Raw genomic sequence first — 17794 nt, 5'->3', positions numbered from 1 at the left:
ATACAAGGCCCTTCGACTATACTCAGGGCACTTGACTCTCTTTATATTATAGTTCCAACGCTTTTTTCACGTTGCCGTCCATCAATAATTCTTCCGGGCTTTCCAACGCTTCTTTTACCGCAACCAAGAAACCAACGGATTCTTTTCCATCGATAATCCTATGGTCGTAAGAAAGTGCTACATACATAACCGGGGCTATGGCAATGGCACCATCCCTAACAATGGCACGTTCCACAATATTGTGCATTCCTAAAATGGCACTCTGCGGAGGATTAATGATCGGGGTAGACAACATGGAACCAAAAACACCTCCATTGGTAATGGTAAAGGTACCTCCTGTCATCTCGTCTACTGTAATCTCCCCTTCCCTTGCTCTTATCGCCAAACGTTTAACTTCGGATTCAACACCACGGAACGTAAGATTTTCTGCATTTCTGATTACCGGAACCATCAACCCTTTTGGCCCCGAAACCGCTATGCTTATATCGCAGAAATCGTAAGAGATCATTTCTTTTCCATCGATCATGGAGTTTACCGCAGGATACATTTGCAATGCACGGATAACGGCCTTGGTAAAGAAAGACATAAACCCAAGACTAACCCCATGTTTCTCCTTGAACTCTTCTTTGTATTGCTTTCGCAGTTCGAAGATTGCCGTCATGTCCACCTCGTTAAAGGTAGTCAACATGGCAGTCTCATTTTTGGCAGCTACCAAACGTTCGGCAACTTTTCTGCGCAACATGGACAACTTGGAACGGCTTTCTCCACGGCTTCCGCCTGTTGGCGTACCCATGGAGGCCTTGGCTTTTACCGCATCATCTTTTGTGATACGGCCATCTCTTCCACTACCGGAAACAGATGATGGCTCGATTCCTTTTTCGTCCAATATTTTTTTGGCCGCTGGAGAGGGAGTCCCAGAAGCATACGTATCTTTCTTGGGTTCCTCTGCTTTGGCAGCCTCCTTTTTTGGTTCTTCCTTCTTCGGCTCTTCTTTTTTGGCCGATGACCCTGCGCCTTCTGGTTTTTCCGCACTGGTATCGATAAGGCAAACGACCTCACCTACCGCTACGGCATCGCCTACCTCAGCTTTTAGGGTAATAATTCCGCTCTCCTCTGCAGGAAGCTCCAATGTTGCCTTGTCCGAATCTACCTCGGCTATGGCCTGGTCCTTCTCCACATAGTCTCCATCCTCTACCAACCACTCGGCGATTTCTACCTCTGTAATGGATTCCCCTGGTGAGGGAACTTTCATTTCTAAAACCATTCTATTATAGTTTATACTTGAATTATCTTATTAACATATTGTCCTTACTCTTATCGAACACATAGTCCAATACTTGGGCATGTCGTCTCTTGGAACGAACTGCACTACCTGCTGCCGGCGCACCGTAAAACCTACGTGATGCCACCCTAAATTGTTTGGCCTCGTCCAAATGCATTAACATATGGCTCCAGGCACCCATATTTCTTGGCTCTTCCTGTGCCCAAACAATATCGTCGGCGTTCTTGTACTTTTTGATTATGGCCCGCATTTGCTTTGCCGGCAACGGGAACAATTGTTCCACCCTTACCAAAGCTACATCATCTCGACCAAGTTCCTCTTTTTTCTCCAAAAGATCATAGTAAAATTTACCGGTACAAAATACCAAGCTTTTTACTTTGGCCGCTTTTGCTTCGGCATCATCAATGACCATTTGAAAACTGCCGTTGGCCATTTCTTCTTTGGTAGACATTACTTTTGGATGTCTTAGCAAGCTCTTTGGGGTAAATACCACCAAAGGTTTGCGGAAATTGGCTTTCATTTGTCTACGGAACAAGTGGAACAGGTTGGCAGGTGTGGTTACATCCGCCACGAACATGTTGTCCTTGGCACACAATTGCAGGTATCTTTCCATACGGGCAGACGAGTGCTCGGCGCCTTGCCCTTCGTAACCGTGCGGTAACAACAGGACCAATCCATTCTGCAACTTCCATTTATCTTCTGCGGATGACAAATATTGATCAATAATGATTTGGGCCCCATTACTGAAGTCTCCAAACTGGGCTTCCCAAATGGTCAACGTTTTTGGACTTGCCATAGCGTAACCATAATCAAACCCCATCACGGCGTATTCCGATAGCAGCGAATTATAGATATGGAACTTTCCGTTTTGGTTTTCGCCCATCTCGTTCAGCAAGACCACTTCCTCCTCGTGCATTTCTGTTTTGATGACAGCATGCCTATGGGAAAAGGTTCCCCTCTCGACATCCTGACCTGTCATCCTTACATCGTACCCTTCTTCCAGTAATGATCCATAGGCCAATAGTTCGCCCATGGCCCAATCGAGTTTGTTGTCCTCAAAATACATTTTATGACGACCTTCTACCAGTCGAACCAATTTCCTTAGGAACTTTTTATCTTCTGGAAGCTTTGTGATGCTCTGTGCAATCTGATCCATCTTTTTAAGATCATATGTGGTATCCATAGGTTTTAGCATTACCTCTTCGGTAACTTGCTCAAAGCCTTCCCACTCATCTTGCATAAAAGGTGTTATCCTGGTTTTTTCAATTTTACGGGAGTCCAAAAGATCTTCTTCGAGATCGTTTTTATATTTCTCCTCCAAATCCTTCACATAATTTTCATCGATGATACCCTCCGCTATCAATTTAGCAGCATAGATATCTCTAGGGTTATCGTGTTTGGAAATGGATTTGTACAATAAGGGCTGGGTAAATTTGGGTTCGTCGCCTTCGTTGTGCCCATATTTTCTGTACCCCAATAAATCCAAGAAAATATCGCGTTTGTAACGCATTCTATACTCTAGGGCAAATGTTGTGGCATGCACTACCGCTTCGGCATCATCGGCATTTACATGCAGTACGGGCGACAGGGTAACTTTCCCCACATCGGTACAGTAGGTAGAGGACCTTGCATCCAAATAATTGGTGGTAAACCCGATCTGGTTGTTCACTACAATGTGGATGGTACCTCCTGTGGTATAACCGTCCAACCGCGCCATTTGGATTACTTCGTACACGACGCCCTGTCCAGCGAATGCGGCATCTCCGTGAATTAAAATCGGTAATACTTCAGATATATTATCTCCGTGGTCACGGTCTTGTTTTGCCCTTGAGATTCCCTCCACGATGGAGTTAACGGTTTCCAAGTGTGATGGGTTCGGGGCAATGTTCATGTTCACTATTTTCCCTGAATCGGTTTCTCGCGTAGAGGTCCAACCCAAGTGATACTTTACGTCGCCATCGAATATGGTTTCTTCGTAGTCCTTACCGTCGAACTCGCTGAAGATATCTTTGGGCGATTTTCCGAAAATGTTGGTCAAAACGTTCAAGCGCCCTCTATGGGCCATGCCTACGACAAACTGTTTTACGCCCTGGTCTGCAGCTTTTTCCACGATTACGTCCAAAGCGGGGATCAAAGATTCTCCGCCTTCCAGCGAAAACCGTTTCTGCCCAACATACTTGGTGTGCAAAAAGCTTTCGAAAGAAACTGCCTCGTTGAGTTTTCTAAGTATGTTTTTCTTTTCTTCTGGTGTAAAATTGGGGTGATTGTCGTTCTTGTTCAACCAATCCTGAATCCATTGAATACGTTCCGGGGTTCGGATGTACATATACTCCACACCGATCGCATCGCAATAAATGCTCTCCAAATGGGCAATTATGTTCTTTAGAGACGATGGCCCTATGCCCAAAATTTTTCCGGCATCGAAAACGGTACCCATGTCTTCCTGTGAAAGTCCAAAATTGGACAATTCCAAAGTTGGCTCATATTTTCTTCTTTCCCTTACCGGGTTTGTTTTGGTAAAAAGATGTCCGCGAGAGCGATAACCATCGATCAAGCGAATAACCTGGAACTCCTTTTGCAAGGTTTCGGGCATCTCGACTTTCCTTCCATTGGCAAGCACGACCATTCCACCTTTTTCGGATTCCACCCCCAAATCTTCGGCGGCGTTTTCCAAACCAAAATCAAATCCTTGAAAAAAAGCCCTCCAACTGGGCTCTACACTATCGGGATTCGTTAGATATCTATCGTATTGCTCCGCAAAAAATGAAGTATGCGCAGCGTTTAAAAAAGAATATTTGTCCATTCCTTATGTTTCTCCAAATATTTATGGAAAATTTTAGTCAAAAATACGGGTTTTAGCATTTATATGCTTGCAATCCATTTAATTTCTTATTCAAATTTACAACTATATTACAGATTGGTCATGAAAGCGATAAAAATGAAATTTTTAGAAAGATTTACGTACCGAAACTGAAAATAATATATACTGAACCATTGGTTAGGTCGGAAAAAATTGCGTCAACTTAAAATTGCACTCTTGTTTCGATGGGATTTACGATTTTTGAAGATCAACTACTGTACCTGGTCTTGTACCAAACCTTTTGCCACTCCCTCTTCAACAATAAAAAAGATACCTCAGCAGAGATATCGACCGCATCGGTTGCATCTATATTCTTGACTTGGTTTTCTGGCATATCCACTACATACAACAAATTGAGATAGTCGGGAAATTTTTCGACGATCAGGTAATACACCTTTTCATGTATGGTACTCTTGAGCTCTTTAGGGGCTATATCCACGGGAATATTGATTGGCACATTGGCCAAATCAAAATCCTTTTTTAGCTGTTGCAACAATTTCGGGTACAGGTCTTCTTTACGAACACCTTCCAGCAACTCTAAACTGTTATTGTATTTAGGGAACATACATGATGTACGTGAAAAATGATGCTTTGGGATTTCCGTTTACCTACTTCTAACGTTTTTTTCCCATTCCCATGCAGATTCCATAGCTTCATCCAGAGTGGATATGGCTTTCCAACCCAAAACTTTATTTGCTTTTGTAGTATCCGCATATGCTTGGACAACATCGCCAGGACGTCTATCCACTATCTTATAATTTAATTTTTGTCCGGAAACTCGTTCAAAGCTCCGGATAACTTCCAAAACCGAACTTCCTTTGCCAGTGCCTAAATTAAAAACTTCATAGTTAGCTTCGTTTTTATCCTTTAACAAACGTTGCAATGCAGCTACGTGGGCCTTTGCCAAGTCCACTACATGGATATAATCCCTTATACAGGTTCCGTCTTCCGTAGGATAGTCGTCTCCAAATACAGAAAGTTGTTCTCGCAGCCCCATACCGGTCTGTGTAATAAAAGGCACTAAATTTTGAGGTACTCCTATGGGCAGCTCCCCTATTTTACCGGACGGATGGGCTCCGATCGGGTTAAAGTACCGCAATGCAATAGCTTTTAACTGTGGATTGACCTTACAACTATCTTTAATGATTTCCTCCCCTACCTGTTTTGTATTGCCGTATGGTGATTCGGCTGGTTTTACCGGGGACTCTTCGGTTATTGGCATTTGGTCTGCCTGACCGTAAACGGTGCACGAGCTGCTAAATATAAAATTGGCACGCTGCTTTTTCTTTAATTCTTTAAGTATGTAGACCAAGACCCCAAGATTATTCTCGTAATACAACAAGGGTTTTTCCACGCTCTCTCCTACTGCTTTGGATGCTGCAAAATGTATTACACCTGCAACATCCTGATATTTTTGAAAGAAGGATTCCACTTTTGGTTTTTCGCGAAGATCGAATTCTTCAAAAATGGGACGTTTGTCGGTGATGGCCTCAATACCGTCCAAAACATCCAAGGATGAGTTGGAAAGATTGTCCACAACAACCACTTCAAACCCTTCATTTTGTAATTCCACTACGGTGTGGGAACCAATAAATCCCAAACCACCGGTCACAAGTATTTTCATTTTATGAATTTACGAAGTCAATGACCAATTTGGCAATAAAATCAATTTGCTCATTATTCAGCTCGGTATGCATAGGTAGTGAAATCACCTCGTTCACCAATTGATTGGTTACAGGGAAATCGTTTTCCTTATATCGCTCATCCAGATAGGCTTTTTGCCTATGTAGTGGAACTGGGTAATATACACCACATGGAACGCTGTTATCGTTTAAATGTTGTACCAGACCATCTCGTTTGCCATTGGTTATCCGCAACGTGTACTGATGGAACACATGGCAATCGCATACACTTTTTTGGATTTCACAGCCGCACGAAATTTTTGGAACCACTATATGTTCCTGTCCTGCGAATGCCTTGGAGTATTTTGCTGCTGCCTCCCAGCGTTTTTGGTTGTAATGATCCAATTTAGGTAGTTTGGCCCTTAAAACTGCCGCCTGTATGGAATCCAGTCTTGAATTTACCCCGACCACATCGTGGTAATACCGTTTGTACATTCCATGGTTCACAATACCTCGAATGGTATGTGCCAGTTCATCGTTGTTGGTAAAAATAGCCCCACCGTCGCCATAACAGCCCAAGTTTTTTGAAGGGAAGAAAGACGTTGCCCCAACATGCCCAATGGTCCCTGCTTTTTGTTTGGAACCATCTTTCGAATAATATGAACCACCAATGGCTTGCGCATTATCTTCTATTACATACAAATTATGTTTTTGGGCCAACTCCATAATTTCGTCCATATTGGCACATTGACCGAACAAATGCACAGGCACTATGGCTTTGGTTTTTGGAGTTATGGCTTTTTCAATGGCCTCAATATTTATATTGAAGGTATCCAAATCAACGTCTACCAAAACAGGAGTCAATTGCAACAACCCAATTACCTCCACTGTGGCCGCAAAAGTAAAATCCGCGGTAATCACTTCATCGCCTGGTTCTAACCCAAGACCCATCATACATATTTGAAGCGCATCTGTTCCGTTGGCACATGGGATTACGTGCCTAACCCCCAAATACTCTTCCAACTCGCTCTGGAAAGCCTGCACATGGGGTCCGTTTATAAATGCAGAGGATTCCAAGATTTCTGCTATGGCTTCGTTGACCTCGGTCTTTATACCTTCATATTGACCTTTTAGGTCAACCATTTGAATTTTTTTCATCCTACGTAAATTGATATGTCAAAATTAAGAAATTAAGATGCCATAATGCTACCTAAGCGAAAGAATGTATTTTAGCAAAAAATGTTGCCTTTGCGTTTCTTTTACAACATTCTGGTGTATACAACTTGGCTTGTTCTTCAACCGATCGCCCTTTTTAATAAAAAGATCAAATTATTTGTACAGGGCAGAAAAAAGACCTTTTCCATTTTGGAGAAGTGTCTTGACCTTAAAAAAAAATCTATCTGGATGCACGTTGCCTCCCTTGGCGAATTTGAACAAGGGTTGCCGATTTTGGAAAAATTGAGAACAAAATATCCCGAGCACCAAATTGTCCTCACTTTTTTTTCCCCTTCCGGATATGAAATAAAGAAAAATACAACAGTTGCCGATGTGGTTGTTTATTTACCAATGGACACCAATGCCAATGCAAAACGATTCCTGAACCTAATTCATCCAGAATTTGCCATTTTTGTAAAGTATGAAGTATGGCCCAATTATCTGTTCCATTTACACAACAAAAACATTCCTGTTTATTTGATTTCGGCGATCTTTTCCAAACGACAGATCTATTTTAGACCCTACGGTGGGTTTATGCGGAAAAGTTTAGGCAAGTTCGAACACTTTTTTGTGCAGGATGAGAATTCAAAAAAACTATTGACCGCCATTGGCTTTCCAAATTCAACCATTAGTGGTGACACGCGATTGGATCGGGTTTCGGAAATTTTGAAGCGGGACAATCGGTTAGGTTTTATGGATCGCTTTAAGGCGAACGAATTATGCGTAGTGGCCGGTAGCACATGGCCCGAAGATGAGGAAATCCTGATCGAATACATTAACGAGACACAGGGGCAAGTAAAATTTGTGGTTGCACCACACGAAATAAAAAAACCACATGTGGACAAAATCATCTCCGCCCTTACCAAAAAAACTGTGCTTTACTCGGAATTGGGGAATACAGATGTAACGGAGTTCGATGTGCTTATCGTGGATACAATCGGCTTATTGACCAAAATTTACAGCTACGCCAATATTGCCTATGTAGGGGGTGGGTTTGCCACAGGATTGCACAATACCATGGAGCCTGCTGTTTTTGGCGTGCCCATAATAATCGGACCACGATATAAGGGGTTCAAAGAAGCAGAAGATCTTGTTTTTGCAGGAGGCATTGTTCCGATTGCCGACAAAAACAGTTTTTTTAGTTTGATGGATGATCTGATCCACGACCCAAATACCATAAAAAGCATAGGTGCCATCAACTCCGATTACATAAAATCCAACAAGGGCGCCACCGATTTGATTATGGAGCAACTTTAGAATATTTAAATTTTGGTTAGCTTTAGCGAAAGTCATTCTCCATGGACAAGCGTATTTTTAGAATTTCATTGACCGCGGCCCTCGCGGGATTTTTGTTTGGTTTTGATACTGTTGTTATTTCCGGTGCCAACCAACCCATTAAAGAAATCTGGGACACCAATTGGTTCTTGGGAGATTCCATTTTTACCTTCCACGGTATATTTATCATGTCCATGGCGCTTTGGGGAACGGTATTGGGTGCACTTTTTGGAGGGTTGCCCACGGATCTTTTGGGCCGCAAGAAAACCTTGTTCTGGATCGGCGTTCTCTACTTTGTTTCGGCTATTGGCTCTGCATTTGCTCCAGAAGCTTACACTTTTTCGGTTTTTAGGTTTATTGGTGGCATTGGGGTTGGCGCCTCTTCCGTGGCCGCTCCAGTTTATATTTCGGAAATTTCTACTCCCCAGACCAGGGGCAGATTAACGGCCATGTACCAATTTAATATTGTTTTTGGCATTTTGGTCGCTTTTATCTCCAACTATCTGATCGGAATACTCTTTGACGAGAATATTGCCTGGCGCTGGATGTTAGGCATAGAAGGACTTCCTGCCCTTATCTATACCCTTATGGTGTTCAACATACCCAATAGTCCACGATGGCTATTGCTTAAAAACCGTAGTGATGCCATTGTTAAAGAGTCCATTGTTCTTTTGGGAACAGCCCAGGAAAAGGCAACCGTATATTTGGAAGAGATAAAAATCGCCATATACGAGGCCAAGGAAAAAAAGAGCGACAGTTTATTCTCGGGAAAATATAACCGTCCCCTGGTATTGGCTTTTTTGATTGCATTTTTTAATCAACTCTCGGGCATCAATTTTGTTTTGTATTACGCCCCCGAAATATTGGAGCGTGCCGGATTGGCTTCCGGCGAGTCACTCTTCAGTTCCATATCCATTGGGGTCATAAATTTGATTTTCACTTTTGTGGGTATTTCTTTAATTGATAAACTCGGCAGAAAGCAACTCATGTATATAGGTTCCATCGGCTATATTATAAGTTTGGCCATGGTTGGCTGGTGTTTTTATTCCGGAGCAAGTTCGGTATTGCTGCTTACTTTTATTTTGGTGTTTATTGCTTCCCATGCTGTTGGTCAGGGTGCGGTGGTATGGGTATTTATCTCGGAGATTTTCCCCAATAAGGTCCGTTCCTACGGACAGTCCTGGGGTACGAGTACCCATTGGGTTTTTGCGGCATTGATCACTTTGCTCACCCCTACTTTTTTAGATGCAGAAATAGGTATTTTTAAAGAAAACCCGTGGCCGATATTTATCTTCTTCGCCTTTATGATGGTCCTGCAATTATTATGGGTAATTTTTATGATGCCGGAAACCAAAGGGATAACGCTGGAGGATTTGGCCAAACTGCTCAGTAAAAAACAAAAAGAGACGGATTGATCGGTTAACAGTATATACTAAAAAGCTGTCCGTTAGTCGAATAGTGCACCAACATCTATAGTAAATGCGCAAATATTTCCGTAAATTGAAGGAAATTACACTATTATGGCAAATGAAATTAGCATAGGGAACAAACTCATGGTGGGCTTTTTGCGAATCATGGTTTTTGTTTTGATCGTGATATTAATATCCATTCCCGTTTTGATTCTTTTGGATATGCTGGGCGTACTGGAAGCAATCGGTCTATCTTCCTAAAAAATTACATCGTGTTCTCCCATTGATTTTGTAACCACTTTTATGTAGGTATCTATGGCTTTGTTGACGTTGGCAGGCTCGGTTACATCCACTTCTCCCCTCCAAATCAACTCTATTTCCTTTCCTACACAGATACAGTAGAGCGATGTCTCCGAATGATAAATGTTGAATGTCTCGTAATATTCGGGATCATAATATATTTCTTGGTGTTCCAGATAGTCATTGGTAAACCTCATGAACATTTTGTCCACATCGTTAATATGCTCTTTAAATGTTCTTCTATTTTCGGTACCCACCACTTTGCTCACCAAAATGGCATCGAATCCTTTGTCCAACAATTGTTGTTCCACCTCTTCCAATTCCTTTTCGGTTCTTTTGGCAGATGTAAACTCTACATCAAAAAGATCAATACTGCGCACGGCGTCCACTCCTTTTTCTTTGAGCACCTCCACAAACTTGGTTTCGTACTCCATTCGGGCACTGTCGTCCTGTATCATCCCCACAACGAGCACCTGGTACGCATCAAATAATACTATATCGGGATTTTTCCAGGTCGAGACCAACCTGGTAGAGGAGCATCCCAAAAGGAGCAACATGCTTATGACTACGATTTTTAATTTCATCATATTGGATTTATGGATTAACGCACAGTATTGATCTCTCTGTTCAATTAATGGGTAGAAAACGTAGCTTGTCTTTTCTCAAGTTGCCTTCTTAAATCCTCGATTGTCTTGGACATGGACTTTTCAAAATCATCGGTATCCGATTTGGCAAAAATTCTAGGACCTGGGGCACTCAGTTCAATTTCACAAATTTTACCCTCTCCGGATTTATCGTTCTCTGTTTTAAAAAGTACGTTGGCCTTGATCAACCAGTTATATTTATTTTCCAAACTCTCTAGTTTTTTCATTAATAATTCGGTCAATGATTCACTAGTCATCATTTTTTGATATTGAACATGTACTTCCATGATTATTGTTTTGATTATATTCAAATCTAGTATTACTATGCATAAAATTTAATGACAATTGTCAGTTTAAGAACCATCAATTTATCACATGGAGAAAGGTTGTCCTGTACTTTGTAGTACGGAAAACCAGAACTCACCTTCCAAGTCTATCTTTTTTCTTTTCTTGGTTACTTCGGATATGGGCACGTAAACATAATTGTTATTTACCCTACTGGCCACAAACTTGGTTTTACCGGCCATTGCGCCATGTACTGCATGGTAGGCCAATCGACTGCAAAAAACGCTATCGCTGGAGTTGGCCGGTGCACACCGAACAATATAACTTGGGTCTATGTATTTTATGGTAACCGGGATTTTATCTTTAAAATACTCTGTAATTTTTTCTTTTAGGAAAACACCGATATCCTCATGCTGTATGTTTCCAGAGGCATCCTTTACAATGGTCCTCTCCGTAAAGAGCTGTTGCCCGGCTCCTTCGGCGACAACAATTACAGCGTGCTTTTTTTTCTGCAAGCGTTTTTCCAAAACTTTAAGGAAACCTCCCTCACCATCGAGTTTAAAATCCATTTCTGGCACCAGTACAAAGTTTACCACGGGCATGGCCAAGGCTGCCGAAGCAGCAATAAAACCACTATCCCTTCCCATTAATTTAATAATGGATATTCCGTTATAGGCCCCGGTTGCTTCGTTGTGGGCATCTCGTAAAATGGGACTGGCCACATCAAAAGCGGTTTCAAAACCAAAAGATTCGTCGATAAGGTCTATATCATTGTCTATGGTCTTGGGAATCCCGACCACGCTTATTTTAGCGTTTCTTTTGGAAATTTCCTCGCCCAGTGCGTTTACACCTTTCAGGGTACCGTCTCCCCCAATGGCAAAGAGCATATCTATTTGGTTGGCCTCCAAGGTGTCCACCATAACGGAAACGTCTTGCCCACCCCTAGATGAACCTAAAAATGTACCCCCAAATTGATGGATGTCCTTAACCTTATCAGGGGTCAATTCCGTGAGCTTATGTCCTTTTTCGGGATTTAGGCCTTCGTACCCATACGGCACGCCCAGAATTTTTTTTACCCCATAAAAATAATGAAGAGCCATAACCAATCCCCGGATCACGTTGTTTATGCCCGGGCACAACCCACCACAGGTTACAATGGCTGCTGTGGCGTTTTCGGCATCGAAAAAAATGTCTTGCCTAGGTCCGGCCTTTTCCAAACAAACCGGCTGTACGCCATCGGTCAAACATTGGTTGTAATGTTCCATGGACAGGTCAAAGACCAACCTATTCGATTCGCTTACAAAATTGAATATTTGGTCTCCTTCTACGGTACTAAGTTTTAGGGGCGACCTATATTGGGGCGCCCCTAAATTTTCTATGTTAAATCTATCAGTATTGTCCACTAGTTAAAATTTCATGCTCCTATAAATGTTCTCCCAAACTGTGGTGAGAGTCGATCAGTGGCCCTCCATTTAAAATTTCTTCGGATGCCTCACTGGCAAATTTATCGAAATTGATATGGAACGAATGTGCCAATTGTATCGCCTTGCTCACATATGCTCCTTTTTGCAACCAAGTGTTCATTGGGTCCAAAATCTCGGTCGGAACCCCTGGACAATACTTGGGCATATTCAATCCAAAAATTGGATGGGTATCAAACTCCACATCATCCAATTTACCTTCAAGTATGGCAGAGATCATGGCTCTTGTGTACTTTAATTTTATCCTAGACCCTACCCCGTAAGGTCCACCGCTCCATCCTGTGTTTATCAACCAAACATTTACACCGGCTTCCTTCATTTTATTGCTCAGCATTTCTGCATAAACGGCAGGGTGAAGTGGCATAAACGGCTCTCCAAAACATGCGGAGAACGATGGTACCGGCTCTGTAATACCTGCTTCGGTCCCGGCTACTTTAGCGGTATATCCAGAAATAAAGTGGTATGCAGCCTGACCTGGGGTCAGTTTGGATACCGGAGGCAATACCCCGAACGCATCACAAGTTAAGAAAAAGATATTTGTAGGGTTGGAAGCGTAAGATGGTGTTTGGATATTGTCTATATGATCAATAGGATAGCTTACCCTGGTGTTCTGCGTGATACTGCTATCAAAAAAGTCAACTTCTTTGGTACCCTCTTTAAAGACCACATTTTCCAAAAGTGCCCCTGGGCGGATGGCCCTGTAAATATCCGGCTCTTTTTCTTCGGTAAGGTCGATTACTTTGGCATAGCACCCTCCTTCAAAATTGAAGATTGTATTTTCCTTTGTCCAACCATGCTCATCGTCACCGATCAATTTCCGGTCTGGATCAGCGGACAAGGTGGTTTTTCCCGTTCCGGACAGTCCAAAGAAAATTGCGGTATCCCCACCTTCTCCCACATTAGCGGAACAGTGCATTGGGAGCACTTCTTTTTCGGTTGGAAGAATAAGGTTCAGTGCAGAGAATATCCCTTTTTTCATTTCGCCCGTATACGCGGAACCGGCCACCAAGGCAATTTTTCTGGTAAAGTTCAAAATGGAGAAGTTTCCACTGATGATCCCAAAGTCTTTAGGGTTTGAAGCTTCATAACCTGGGGCGCAAAGTACCAACCATTCCTCCTCAAAATTATCCAATTCACTTTCGTCCAGCCTTAAGAACATATTTTTGATGAAGTAGTTGGACCACGGATATTCCGTTACCGTTCTTACATTCATTTTATATTTTGGATCGGCACAAACGGCTGCATCCCGCACATAAACTTCTTTTCCTTCGAGATAATTGGTCACCTCATCGTATAACTTGTCGAAATTTTCCGGAGAAATAGGCTTGTTGATCCGTCCCCACCAAATTTTGTCCTTGGTATAATCGTCCTTAACCAAAAAACGATCTTTGGGCGAACGACCGGTAAACTTGCCAGTATTTACACAGAGAGTTCCATTATCGGTCTCTACTCCCATGTTTTTTTCTACTGTGATCTTCTGTAAAGTTTCGGCGTCGAGGTTCCATTGTGCCCGGACGTTTTTTAATCCATACTTACTTAGGTCTTTTGTTGTGCTCATATCTGCTGTATTTAATTGTTAGAAGCTCCATATCCATGGAACCAATATTAGTGTTGCGATAAAGAAAAATAGTAGCAAAGGGCCTCCTACTTTTACGTAATCCATAAATTTATATCCGCCCGCCCCCATTACCATTGCATTGGTAGTGGTGCCCACGGGCGTCAAAAATGCGGTAGATGCGCTCACGGCCACTGCGATCATAAATGGTTTTGGCGAAACCCCTAATGTCATCGACGCCATTATGGCTATCGGAGCCATTAAAACTGCGGTCGCTGAGTTGTTTATGGTTTGGCTAAAAGCCGCAGTCAATAGAAAAATACCTGCCAATAAGGCCACTGGGTTTATGCTCCCCAATGTGTTCACCAAACTATTGGCGGCCAATTGCGCAACCCCAGTTTTTTGCAATGCCAATCCCATGGGAATCATTGCTGCTATCATCACTACGCTGGTCCAGCTGATCCCTTTGTACGCTTTGGAAATGGGCACACATCCGGTCAGCATCATAATTCCGGCACAAATCAGTGCTGCTATGGCTCCTGGCAATATTTTAAACACCAAAAGGAGAATCATCAGGACCAAGGTCCCCATAGCAATATAGCTCCTTGTAGTGAGCTGGTCCACATTTTTGGCAAGTGCTTCGGGGCTTCCGGATATTACCAGGTTCTCGTACATGGATTTTAGGGATATTATGTTTTCCCACTGTCCACGAATAACGAACGCATCCCCCGCTTTAATTTTAATTTTGCCGGTCAATGGGGCATTATCCCTAGAAACCGCCAGTAGTTGTACTCCTGCCTGGCGCAAATAATGCCCCAGATTAATGGTCTTCCCTACAAATACCGATTTAGGTGTAATGATCATTTCCGCCATACCCACTTCTTGGTTGATCAGTTCCTTTTTGAGCATATCGGTTTCGGGCTTGGTAGGTATTACCCCCAAGTGAAACTTTAGGACGAGTTTGTCCACATCCTCTGGCTCTCCTTTTACGGTGATTATATCGTGATACCGCATTTCCGTGTCCAGTCCGGGCATCTCCACAAATTGCGGTATTCTCTGCAATTTATTGGGATGTCTTCGTTTTAAACGCATTACGGAAACCTTGTGCTCCCCTTCAAAGTTCCAATCCCCTATTTTTGTGTTGATCAATTGCGACATTGACCGGATCCTTAGTCTATACAAGTTATCCCCAATGCTATAATTTTCGATCCATTTATGCATCTCTTGATCAATGGCCATGGGTTTATTTTTGGTTCTATGGGACGGAAGCAACCTGTACCCTATGTACCTAAAATATAGCACCGAAATAATAAGTAAGGGCACTCCTATCAAGCCAAATTCAAAGAACGAAAATCCGGTAAATCCATTTTCCACCAAGGCATTGCTCACTATAATGTTGGGAGGTGTACCCGTTAACGTCAGTAATCCGCCCGTATTGGAGCCGAATGCGACAGGGATCAATAGTTTAGAGGGTAAGGTCCCGGCATTCCAAGCTGCGGTTACACTTACAGGGAGCAATGCGGCAACCGTTCCTGTATTACTTACAAAACCGGACAACAAACTGGAGCCTAGAGTTACTATTACCAGTAAACGGGAGATGTTCCGCCTTGCCCACTTCACAAAAAACTGTCCGGCCATGGCGGTCCAACCGGTTCTGGACAGCCCTTCACCAATTATAAAAAGGGCCGCGATCATAATTACGGTCGGGTTACTAAATCCGGTCAATGTCTCACCCAGGTCCAAAATTCCTGTGAGATAAAGTGCCAACATGGCCATTAGTGCAACAACATCGGGAGGAAATTTCCCCCATATAAACAGTAAAATGGTAATTCCTAAAATTAATAGCAGTGGCAGCATGCTCAATGGTGTAGGGTTAATCCAAAGTCAGTACCGGTATCTCCGAATGAAGGGTCAACAGTTTTGTTAACCTACCTTCGGAAGGGGTACTTTTTTCGGTGTGATTTCGTGGCAATATGGTCAATAGGTCAATATTTTTCTCGTTGATGTAATCCAAGATACCTTGTTCCACGTCTTGATTTTTACTAAATGAATGCTCTTCATAAAAATGTTCCAAGTAATATTCCAACAGGTTTTCGTTAGATTCTTTGACCGCCTCCTCGTCATACACGGAATCCTTGTAAATTGTCAATACATGTACCTTGGCATTAAAAGATCTTGCAATCTCGAGTAGGGTCTCCAAAACCGACTTGTCATCAATTTTTTCTCCTCCCAAAACCAAGGCGATCGATTTTGGCTCTTTGATACTGGTTCCGTAGGGCACGGATATTACGGGGCAGTTCGCATCCAAAACAAGCTTGGATGTATTGGTTATGGCTTCATCCGTAATTTTATCGCCCATTGTGCCCATCATGATCAAATCTGCGCCACTTTCTTCTTGCGTGGCCAAAATGGTTTTTACTACACTTCCGGTTTTTGTAATAAATTCCGGGGCCACTTTAAGCCTCACATTGAACGAATCCAATAGTTTTACAAAATCGCTCCCCAACTTGTCGCTATCAGCCTCTGTAATGGGCATAGCACCCACATAAAGTCCTATGATCCCAATGGAACGATCAGGTCCTACAAAGTTGACCACGTATTCCAAAGCATTTACGGATGCCTCGGAAAAATCAAAAGGGATCAATATTTTATTTAAACTGCTCATACCTCTGTATTTTTATTGGTTTTAATTCTCTGTTCAAAAGTAGAATCGACCACTGAAGTAAAACATGACAGAAGTCAGGATTTCTATTTTTTCCTTGATATTAGCAAAAAATACACATAGAGTTAAACATAGTATGTTATTATATTGATACCATTATATTTATCTTTAAAACCAAACAAACTAATTGGATTTACACGATGGATTTAGTGATAGGAATTGATATAGGAGGCACCAAAACCAAAATCGGCTTGGTCGATAAATATGGTGAATGCTACGAAAAAACCTTTTTCAGAACCAAGGAATATCCAAATTTGGATTCTTATTTGGATAAGATAAAATCCACTTGTGATCAACTTGTGGAACAATTCGGGGAAGATGCCAATATCATCGGTTGTGGAATCGGGGCGCCCAACGCTTCCAGTAAAAACGGGACCATAGAAAGTGCAAGCAACTTGGCTTGGAAAGGCAGTGTGCCCATTGTAAAACTGTTAAAGCAAAGAATGGATATGCCCATACGTATTATGAACGATGCCAGTGCGGCCGCATTGGGAGAGATGTTGTTCGGTGGCGCAAAAGATATGACGGATTTTATTGTGATAACCCTTGGCACCGGTTTTGGTGCCGGCATTGTTGCCAATGGTCAACTTATAGATGGTTTTGATGGTTTTGCCGGTGAGCTGGGCCATGTAGATATGACCATTGGCGATGGCAGGTTAACCGGGCTTGGGGTAAAAGGTGGTCTCGAAGCCTATGTATCCGCTACTGGGCTAAAGCGTACCGTTATGTACATGCAAAGTAAATATATGGTAGAGAGCAGGTTTAGGAACATTGCCTATAACGACCTGCATGGGGAGGATATTACCAAGGCTGCCGAGGAAGGTGACGAAATTGCATTAAAGGCTTTTGATTATACAGCTAGAATAATGGCACAGGCCTTAGCCAATTTTACTGCCTTTACCCAACCAGAAGCTTTTATTCTTATGGGAGGGTTGACCAATAGCGGCAAATGGATCATGACGCCTTTGGAAAAATATTTCAACGGTTTTCTTTTAGATGTTTACAAGGGAAAAGTAAAGCTTATGCACTCCGGTATGCAAGGAAAAACCGCCGCCATTTGTGGTGCAGCGGCCCTGATCTGGGAAAAATCCAATTAGAACACCAAATCCTATACATTTCTTTACGGTAAAGCACCATCTATGAC

The 17794-nt window shown here is 42.5% G+C and carries 15 protein-coding genes; 4 read left to right on the top strand and 11 right to left on the bottom strand.

Annotated features, from left to right (window positions below):
• Positions 1-46: 46 nt before the first annotated feature.
• The 5 genes from odhB to ACXAFK_RS14140 form a co-directional block, all read right to left on the bottom strand.
• Entirely contained in the window at positions 47-1264 is a 1218-nt protein-coding gene (odhB, locus tag ACXAFK_RS14160) for a 2-oxoglutarate dehydrogenase complex dihydrolipoyllysine-residue succinyltransferase (RefSeq protein ID WP_224835530.1), read from the bottom strand.
• A 22-nt stretch (positions 1265-1286) separates the two neighbouring features.
• Complete coding sequence (locus ACXAFK_RS14155) at positions 1287-4085, bottom strand: 2-oxoglutarate dehydrogenase E1 component (protein WP_474958193.1); 2799 nt, start codon at positions 4083-4085, stop codon at positions 1287-1289.
• Between the two features lie 265 nt (positions 4086-4350).
• Entirely contained in the window at positions 4351-4707 is a 357-nt protein-coding gene (locus tag ACXAFK_RS14150) for a hypothetical protein (RefSeq protein WP_474958192.1), read from the bottom strand.
• 39 nt (positions 4708-4746) lie between these two features.
• Positions 4747-5766, bottom strand: coding sequence for a UDP-glucose 4-epimerase GalE (galE, locus tag ACXAFK_RS14145; protein WP_474958191.1), 1020 nt, complete (start codon positions 5764-5766; stop codon positions 4747-4749).
• Position 5767: 1 nt separating this feature from the next.
• Positions 5768-6922, bottom strand: a complete 1155-nt coding sequence (locus ACXAFK_RS14140) for a DegT/DnrJ/EryC1/StrS family aminotransferase (protein WP_474958190.1) — start codon at positions 6920-6922, stop codon at positions 5768-5770.
• Positions 6923-7003: 81 nt separating this feature from the next.
• Between ACXAFK_RS14140 and ACXAFK_RS14135 the strand changes: the two genes are divergently transcribed.
• The 3 genes from ACXAFK_RS14135 (at position 7004) to ACXAFK_RS14125 (ending at position 9924) form a co-directional block, all read left to right on the top strand.
• Positions 7004-8236: a 3-deoxy-D-manno-octulosonic acid transferase gene (locus ACXAFK_RS14135; RefSeq protein ID WP_474958189.1), complete on the top strand. Its 1233-nt coding sequence runs from the start codon at positions 7004-7006 to the stop codon at positions 8234-8236.
• 41 nt (positions 8237-8277) lie between these two features.
• Positions 8278-9669, top strand: coding sequence for a sugar porter family MFS transporter (locus tag ACXAFK_RS14130; protein WP_474958188.1), 1392 nt, complete (start codon positions 8278-8280; stop codon positions 9667-9669).
• A gap of 105 nt (positions 9670-9774) precedes the next feature.
• Positions 9775-9924, top strand: a complete 150-nt coding sequence (locus tag ACXAFK_RS14125) for a hypothetical protein (RefSeq protein ID WP_224835537.1) — start codon at positions 9775-9777, stop codon at positions 9922-9924.
• On the opposite strand, the gene ACXAFK_RS14120 is transcribed toward ACXAFK_RS14125, so the two are convergent.
• The 6 genes from ACXAFK_RS14120 to ACXAFK_RS14095 all read right to left on the bottom strand — a co-directional run bounded on the left by ACXAFK_RS14120 (position 9921) and on the right by ACXAFK_RS14095 (position 16593).
• The gene (locus tag ACXAFK_RS14120) at positions 9921-10550 is read right to left on the bottom strand and encodes a hypothetical protein (protein ID WP_338193174.1); all 630 of its coding nucleotides are present in this window, start codon (positions 10548-10550) and stop codon (positions 9921-9923) included. The two genes, ACXAFK_RS14125 and ACXAFK_RS14120, sit on opposite strands and share 4 nt — an antisense overlap.
• A 44-nt stretch (positions 10551-10594) precedes the next feature.
• A complete protein-coding gene (locus tag ACXAFK_RS14115; protein WP_224835539.1) occupies positions 10595-10894 on the bottom strand; it encodes an HPF/RaiA family ribosome-associated protein in 300 nt (99 codons plus the stop codon).
• 84 nt (positions 10895-10978) lie between these two features.
• The gene (locus ACXAFK_RS14110) at positions 10979-12295 is read right to left on the bottom strand and encodes an ATP-dependent 6-phosphofructokinase (protein WP_474958187.1); all 1317 of its coding nucleotides are present in this window, start codon (positions 12293-12295) and stop codon (positions 10979-10981) included.
• A gap of 19 nt (positions 12296-12314) precedes the next feature.
• A complete protein-coding gene (gene pckA, locus ACXAFK_RS14105; RefSeq protein WP_224835541.1) occupies positions 12315-13931 on the bottom strand; it encodes a phosphoenolpyruvate carboxykinase (ATP) in 1617 nt (538 codons plus the stop codon).
• An 18-nt stretch (positions 13932-13949) separates the two neighbouring features.
• A complete protein-coding gene (locus tag ACXAFK_RS14100; protein WP_474958186.1) occupies positions 13950-15785 on the bottom strand; it encodes an SLC13 family permease in 1836 nt (611 codons plus the stop codon).
• Between the two features lie 16 nt (positions 15786-15801).
• Positions 15802-16593 (bottom strand): universal stress protein, encoded by a 792-nt coding sequence (locus ACXAFK_RS14095; RefSeq protein ID WP_474958185.1) that lies wholly within the window; start codon positions 16591-16593, stop codon positions 15802-15804.
• A 197-nt stretch (positions 16594-16790) separates the two neighbouring features.
• Between ACXAFK_RS14095 and ACXAFK_RS14090 the strand changes: the two genes are divergently transcribed.
• Positions 16791-17747: an ROK family protein gene (locus tag ACXAFK_RS14090; protein ID WP_224835544.1), complete on the top strand. Its 957-nt coding sequence runs from the start codon at positions 16791-16793 to the stop codon at positions 17745-17747.
• The last annotated feature ends 47 nt before the right edge of the window (positions 17748-17794 follow it).

It is taken from the genome of Flagellimonas sp. ABD4_174 (assembly GCF_056160185.1).
Note: the sequence above shows the minus strand (reverse complement) of the source record. Positions and strands in the feature narration are given on the sequence as shown.

Coding starts and splice junctions, on each gene's coding strand:
- odhB (WP_224835530.1), bottom strand. CDS start 1,264: ATGGTTTTAGAAATGAAAGTTCCCTCACCAGGGGAATCCATTACAGAG.
- ACXAFK_RS14155 (WP_474958193.1), bottom strand. CDS start 4,085: ATGGACAAATATTCTTTTTTAAACGCTGCGCATACTTCATTTTTTGCG.
- ACXAFK_RS14150 (WP_474958192.1), bottom strand. CDS start 4,707: ATGTTCCCTAAATACAATAACAGTTTAGAGTTGCTGGAAGGTGTTCGT.
- galE (WP_474958191.1), bottom strand. CDS start 5,766: ATGAAAATACTTGTGACCGGTGGTTTGGGATTTATTGGTTCCCACACC.
- ACXAFK_RS14140 (WP_474958190.1), bottom strand. CDS start 6,922: ATGAAAAAAATTCAAATGGTTGACCTAAAAGGTCAATATGAAGGTATA.
- ACXAFK_RS14135 (WP_474958189.1), top strand. CDS start 7,004: ATGTTGCCTTTGCGTTTCTTTTACAACATTCTGGTGTATACAACTTGG.
- ACXAFK_RS14130 (WP_474958188.1), top strand. CDS start 8,278: ATGGACAAGCGTATTTTTAGAATTTCATTGACCGCGGCCCTCGCGGGA.
- ACXAFK_RS14125 (WP_224835537.1), top strand. CDS start 9,775: ATGGCAAATGAAATTAGCATAGGGAACAAACTCATGGTGGGCTTTTTG.
- ACXAFK_RS14120 (WP_338193174.1), bottom strand. CDS start 10,550: ATGATGAAATTAAAAATCGTAGTCATAAGCATGTTGCTCCTTTTGGGA.
- ACXAFK_RS14115 (WP_224835539.1), bottom strand. CDS start 10,894: ATGGAAGTACATGTTCAATATCAAAAAATGATGACTAGTGAATCATTG.
- pckA (WP_224835541.1), bottom strand. CDS start 13,931: ATGAGCACAACAAAAGACCTAAGTAAGTATGGATTAAAAAACGTCCGG.
- ACXAFK_RS14100 (WP_474958186.1), bottom strand. CDS start 15,785: ATGCTGCCACTGCTATTAATTTTAGGAATTACCATTTTACTGTTTATA.
- ACXAFK_RS14095 (WP_474958185.1), bottom strand. CDS start 16,593: ATGAGCAGTTTAAATAAAATATTGATCCCTTTTGATTTTTCCGAGGCA.
- ACXAFK_RS14090 (WP_224835544.1), top strand. CDS start 16,791: ATGGATTTAGTGATAGGAATTGATATAGGAGGCACCAAAACCAAAATC.